This is a genomic window from Vibrio sp. SG41-7 (assembly GCF_014164465.1).
Taxonomy (GTDB): Bacteria; Pseudomonadota; Gammaproteobacteria; order Enterobacterales; family Vibrionaceae; genus Vibrio; species Vibrio splendidus.
Genome location: NZ_JACJFF010000187.1, coordinates 1 through 5,914 on the forward strand (window position 1 = coordinate 1; position 5,914 = coordinate 5,914).

The window sequence follows — 5,914 nt, forward strand, 5'->3', positions numbered from 1 at the left end:
CGTTGGTGTTACCCAAGACATATCAGGTGTCGCTGATTTACTATCAAACCACGTCGGTTCTAATTCTTCTCGGATAAGCTTTTGGATTTGGTTCTTATTGATAGGAGATAGATGGTCATTCATATTTGTTAGATTAGGCACTGGCAAGATTAGCATTGGTTGTTGAGTAAACCGAGTTTAACGTAAATCTTCTTGGCCTGCACTTTACCCTAGCTTCCTTTCAGTGCGATCTTTGTTTCAGACTTACTGGTGGAAACATACTTTGCCATACTTGTGGTTATTCGTAGTTTGCTAATTTAGCAAAAGCGCTGGCAAATAAATGTCCAGAAACGTGTTTGAATGGGGCCGATCAATCTGTGGATGCCCAAGACAACCAGTATGATACTTTATTACTCAGTTGTAGCGTGACTCAGACTTTGTAGTAGGAATTAGTATGAATCTTTATTTCTGGGTGAGTATCATTTAGAACGGTACAAACAGGGTTACTTGACTGCTTGGTATGAGACTTTATTCCTCTCCTACAATACGCAGTACTTATGGAACATTCTGCCCTAAAAGCATTTAAGGTAGATCCTAATCGCCGCGATGTAGAATTGATTTATCTCAAGCCCAAAGGTGACACATCTAGTAGCAATTGGAAAATTAGAGCTTCACTAGATGTTTGGGGAGCGGAAACGATCCCTGCTGACGTGCTAAATGACTGGTGTGTTTTCCGTGATTGGTTATTGCAATTCAATCTCGGTGGCCGTACTCATATCTCTGAGAGATTGAAAGATCATAGATTTATTACTTTCCACACGCAGAGTCATCTTGAATACACACTTGAAAATTTGTACGGAGAACTGAACAGTGAAGAAGATAAAAATATGTTGTACGCATTGTTAAACCCTAACAAACGATTGATGAATGATGAATGATGAATGATAAATGATGAATGATGAATCGTCACGAATTGATAGTCGTGGTAATGGCTTCAACAGTCCATTGAAATACTCATCGGAAATTTTAAAGATGATTGCGGGAGAAAAGGGTAGCAACAACCAGCGAGGCTGGACAATTGATGGTGTGTTTGAAAATGAAGCGATAGAACACTATGAGCCCATTCAATCAGGTTATGCTTTCCGATTAAAAGGTATGTCCACGGTAGTTACAGTGACATTGACGCCGAACGCAGAGACTGGCTGGGTCGATTACAAGCTGAGTCATTACATTAAAACTCCAGAACAAATGAGCAAATATGTTCCAAGTAGACAATCGGGTGACTATCTTGAGTATGCCTTGCAACGTGGAGTAACAACGATTACCGATTTTTATAAAATCGCAGTACGCAATGGTCACATTCCAGATGACTCGTGGCTAATAGCGAATAGTTAAAGTTAATGATGACATTTTTGACTTTCACATGTGAAAGTGAGAAACACAAAAAAGCCCTTCTGTTGTAGAAGGGCTCTCAATAGATAACCGACATAAAGCGTTAAGCTGCCTTTTCATCTTCCCCAGATTCAGCATTGTCGGCTTCGGATGCAATTTCTTCATCAGTAGTTTCTTGAGTTGGAGCAGCTGCTTCAACTTCATCTTTCTTGCCTTTGGAGTGCGCTGAGATGCGAGCTCGCTTCTCAATACCAATAATTCGGCCAGCAAGTTTGATTAAGCGTTGTTGCCATTGATAAGTGGCGTCTTTGCGCTGTTTGCTTGTGAGGATACTATTTAGCCATAGAGTATCGACTAACAACATCAAGTTATCTAACTTGCGCACTAGGTGAGCAAATTGAGCTACTTGTGGTGAGTTGATCTCGATATCGTACTGGTTTGGGCTTGTATATTCTGGAGCGCCTTCAATTCCGTTGTCTTCCATCAGTTTTTGTAGCTGATTAGTGGCGGTATCAAGATCAACGGATACTTTCTCGATGTGCTCCTGGATGATGCTTTCTACTTGGTCAATTTCATCTTGTTCACCAATGATTCGCAAAATAACATCAATCGAAAACAGTGAATCGGAAACGTGCTGAAAGCTGCGTTCGACTACACGTTGAGCTTGCAGACTGTTCACTTTCAGCACTCGTTTGAATACAGGGCGAGAAAGGTCCGCATTGTTGCGCTCTTTTTTGGTTGGTTGTTGTTCCAAAGAGGTTTCTGCTAAGTCTGTCATTTCTTTCTCCTTCAATTGAATACAGATACAGATAAACGCAGATACAGGATAAAAGGTCTATTGACGAATCCTTAGCTACAAATGTGCCCAGAACGGGCAGATAGAACGATTTATTACATTTTACGAGAAGTGCTATAGTAAAGACTCTTTAGTCGCTCTGCGGCTTTATGTGAGATAGCTGGTCTCCACAAACAATCAGCATTAATCATATGCCGTATGGCATTTCAAAACCCAATCGGGGGAACAATACCCCGACCAAGGGTGTTGCTCCCCTTAGTTTTATAAGGAGTAACACCATGCACATCATCACTTTCGTTTTTGTTATCGTAGCTAGTCTTGGCGCATTGTACGTAGGAGCAATGGTATTTGCGAAAGCATTTACTTTTCTTGCGTTGCAGTTCCAGAACTTAGGTTTCTTCTTTTGGAACAAAGCGAGTAACAAAGCGCGCTCTGTACAGGCCGTTATCAAAGAAAAAGCTGAACAAAAAGCGAAAGCTGTTCAGACTGCTGTTGTTCCTGAGCCTGCTCAAGAACAAGCGACTCCGGCTAAACCTGTCGATGAATATGCTTATCTAGAAATTCCAACGTATATCCGTAAAGGAAAAACGCTGGTTTGGTAAGTAGATCTTTAAGGGTATAGCTCAACCAAAAGACTTGACTGATGAGATGTACAACACGTACATCTCATCTTTCATCTCTAAAAATAAAAAACCTGACGGGGGCAACTACCCCGTAGGGGCGAGTTTGTCTCTGTCGTTTAAAAACGTTCAAAAAGGAGACAAATCATGAACAAAATTACATTTACTTTCTGGAAAGCCATCTTGAATGTAGTGCTGGGCTTAGGTACTGGTGCTGTTATTACTGGTGGTATTGGTCTTATGACTGGTGGTGTACATCCCGCAGCTGTGCTCGGAGCTAATGTCGCTGCTGTTGTTATGGGATTAGTTTTCATGGCAGCTTACGTTGTTGGTTCTATCATTCTGGTAGCATTTAGTGACAGTGGATAAATAGGCTCAATTTTGAGCTTAATTTTCGTTAGGATCTGAATGACACTTTGAGGACAGAACAATGACAACAGGAAGCCTGTTATATTTTTCGCTCATCTTGGGGGGCCTGATAGCTATCATTGTTATTGGGTTAATAACCAAGAAGATTGTAGAAAAAAAGTTAAACAAAAAGCACGATAATCGTGATCAGTAATTTAACCCTGGCGGGGGACCTACCCCAGAAGGGATAGGGTATCTCTGCTTAACAAAGCAAGGTAACTTATATGAATACTGTACACTTTTGTGGATATGATTGTGATGTAAGAAAGATCCAATATCCAAATCAACAATTAGCTCTAGAGCTGGTGGCCTCGGACACAAAGAATAATAGTCAGCAAGGTATTATTCCTGGAGAGCCAGTTTGTGTTGCAACGGTTTGTTTGCCTGATTTCAAGTTCAAGCCAAACCAGTCAGCGATCAGAGATTACTCTGAGTTGGCTGGTATTCTGGATGTACTTGAAGAAGCAAAAATTGTTAAACGCACAGGTCAGCAATTACCAACGGGGTATGTATCTGTTCCTGTTGTTAATGTGTTGATTTAGCTTTATAGCCAAAATAAACAAGCTCCAATGGGGCTTGTTTTCAAAGCATGTAGTGGTACGTGTTTTGAAAACAAGCGTCATAGGAGTCATGTATGGTAAAAAACATGCCAGTATCAGGTATTGCTTTTAGCGGTACTCAGGTATTTGGCGTTTCAAATTCAAAGCCTCCATAACCTGGCTCTTTGTTACACAATGAAGGACACAGGCTAAGGAGGACAGTTCATGCCAAGTAAAATCCAATACAAATTACCAAGTCTTTTTAGGCATACGACAATTATGCCTAAAAAGATTTTTGCTCTCATCTGAGAGTGAAGATGCGATAGCTGGTCGCTAAAAACAAACAGCAATTAACGTTAATTGAAATAGCCCAACCGGGCACACTTAGCCCGGTACGGGTCTAGGTGTGCCCACAACCAATTAGGAGCGCACCTATGTCTCAACAATATGCAAACTTCAAAGTACGTGATGTTTTTGGTATGCCGGATATTCCGGAAAAGGTTCTCGCCAAAGGCTATGCCGATAGCGGCAATCCTTTTATTCCACAAACTCACGCCGATTACGTTTTCCGTAAGGAATTCTTGAGAGAATGCTTGGCATTTTTGAAAGATCCTAGCGGTGATGCGTACTATGTCACCGGACCAACAGGTTCTGGTAAAACTTCTGGCATTACAGAAATTACAGGGCGTCTTAACTGGCCTGTGCAACAAATTACGGCTAATGGTCGTTTAGAGTTCACAGATTTAGTTGGACATCATGCCTTGATTTCACCAAAGCCTGGAGAGACTCCCGTCATGCAATTCATGTATGGCCCTTTAGCAATCGCTATGCGTGAAGGCCATGTCCTCCTCATTAACGAGGTCGATTTGGTTGACCCAGCAGAGCTTTCCGGTTTAAACGACATTCTTGAAGGTCGTCCACTGGTTATCGCTCAGAATGGTGGAGAAATCATCAAACCACATCCAATGTTCCGCGTTATTGTCACTGGTAACAGTACAGGCTCAGGTGATCCATCAGGATTATACCAAGGCGTAATGATGCAGAACTTGGCCGCAATGGATCGTTATCGTTTCTCTGTTGTGCCATATATGGCAGAGCAAGATGAACGCGGCGTTCTGGAGCGAGTAGTTCCTCGTCTTCCTGACAACATTCGTAATGGTATGGTTCGAATTGCTAATGAAATTCGTAAACTATTTATGGGTGAAAACGGGGATGATGGGCAAATCAGCATCACAATGTCTACGCGGACACTTGTGCGCTGGGCAAAACTAACGTTGCAATTTCGTGGTGCGCCAAATGCCATTGAGTATGCCTTACAACAATCATTGCTAATCCGAGCCTCAAGTGAGGAGAAAGAAGCTGTCATTCGCATAGCGAAAGACGTTTTCGGTGAGCAGTGGCGATAGGGGGATCTCATGGATACGCAAAACATGATTTGCAAACGTTACATCCGTGAACGTGGAACGACTATCGACAAGGTAATGCTTGGTTACAAGCCAGTTCAATGGTCCATCGATCCTGATGGGCCAACTGAATACCAATTGGTAGAGTTCTTTGAGTTAAACGGGTGGAAAGAGACTATCTTGCTCGATGGGCAGATAATCAGAGCCACCAGCTTAGATACGATTCCTGTCACCGTGAAAGAGAAAGAAAATCAGCATGTTGATGATCTGCTTAAAGAGGGGTACTCATTCCTCGATGAAGTGCAGGTAAACGCCACAACAAAAGCTGTGTCTTCTCTTGAAGCCGAAACAGAATCAAAAGATGGTTACTCACTGAGCTGGTTGTTGTCATCACCTGTTGATGCTTCAAATCATGCTCTACTCCGAGGGTTTATTGTCGGGGTCTTTACTGATGGTGCATCAAAGCTTGGCTTCGATGTTGCCAGAGAGAAAGGATCTCAATCTCAATTACCTGATGTTTTAATGAGAACCAATAAAGGGTATGAGCTAACTGTAAAAAGCGGCGCTAGCGAAAACACCATCTGTCCAACTATGTTGGAAGGTGCTGGGACGCTAACTGCTTCGGATGGCTATGAGCCTTTGCTGATGTTCATTTATTAGTCTCCTAAAAGGTTAAAACCACCGACTTTAGTCGGTCAGCTTTAGCTATGATACTTTACAACTCTGTACATAGGTGGAGTTGGTCATGGACTATCGTTACGGAAGCCATACGGTTTT

8 protein-coding genes are annotated in these 5,914 nt (G+C 42.2%); 7 read left to right on the forward strand and 1 reads right to left on the reverse strand.

What is annotated here, in order from left to right:
* The first annotated feature begins 536 nt into the window (after positions 1-536).
* A complete protein-coding gene (locus H5300_RS25025; RefSeq protein WP_182797190.1) occupies positions 537-917 on the forward strand; it encodes a hypothetical protein in 381 nt (126 codons plus the stop codon).
* A gap of 10 nt (positions 918-927) precedes the next feature.
* A complete protein-coding gene (locus tag H5300_RS25030) occupies positions 928-1,374 on the forward strand; it encodes a hypothetical protein (protein ID WP_182797191.1) in 447 nt (148 codons plus the stop codon).
* A gap of 100 nt (positions 1,375-1,474) precedes the next feature.
* Here the strand turns inward: H5300_RS25030 and H5300_RS25035 are convergent, their stop codons facing one another.
* Positions 1,475-2,149, reverse strand: coding sequence for a hypothetical protein (locus tag H5300_RS25035; protein ID WP_238115159.1), 675 nt, complete (start codon positions 2,147-2,149; stop codon positions 1,475-1,477).
* A 296-nt stretch (positions 2,150-2,445) separates the two neighbouring features.
* On the opposite strand from H5300_RS25035, the gene H5300_RS25040 reads away from it, so the two are divergent.
* From H5300_RS25040 to H5300_RS25060, 5 genes are all read left to right on the forward strand, one after another.
* Positions 2,446-2,769: a hypothetical protein gene (locus tag H5300_RS25040; protein ID WP_182797192.1), complete on the forward strand. Its 324-nt coding sequence runs from the start codon at positions 2,446-2,448 to the stop codon at positions 2,767-2,769.
* A gap of 165 nt (positions 2,770-2,934) precedes the next feature.
* Complete coding sequence (locus H5300_RS25045; RefSeq protein ID WP_014386733.1) at positions 2,935-3,156, forward strand: hypothetical protein; 222 nt, start codon at positions 2,935-2,937, stop codon at positions 3,154-3,156.
* Positions 3,157-3,419: 263 nt separating this feature from the next.
* Complete coding sequence (locus H5300_RS25050; protein WP_138221981.1) at positions 3,420-3,737, forward strand: hypothetical protein; 318 nt, start codon at positions 3,420-3,422, stop codon at positions 3,735-3,737.
* Positions 3,738-4,168: 431 nt separating this feature from the next.
* Entirely contained in the window at positions 4,169-5,140 is a 972-nt protein-coding gene (locus H5300_RS25055; protein WP_182797193.1) for an AAA family ATPase, read from the forward strand.
* A 9-nt stretch (positions 5,141-5,149) separates the two neighbouring features.
* On the forward strand, positions 5,150-5,797 hold the full coding sequence (locus tag H5300_RS25060; RefSeq protein WP_182797194.1) for a hypothetical protein: 648 nt from the start codon (positions 5,150-5,152) through the stop codon (positions 5,795-5,797).
* Positions 5,798-5,914 lie beyond the last annotated feature (117 nt).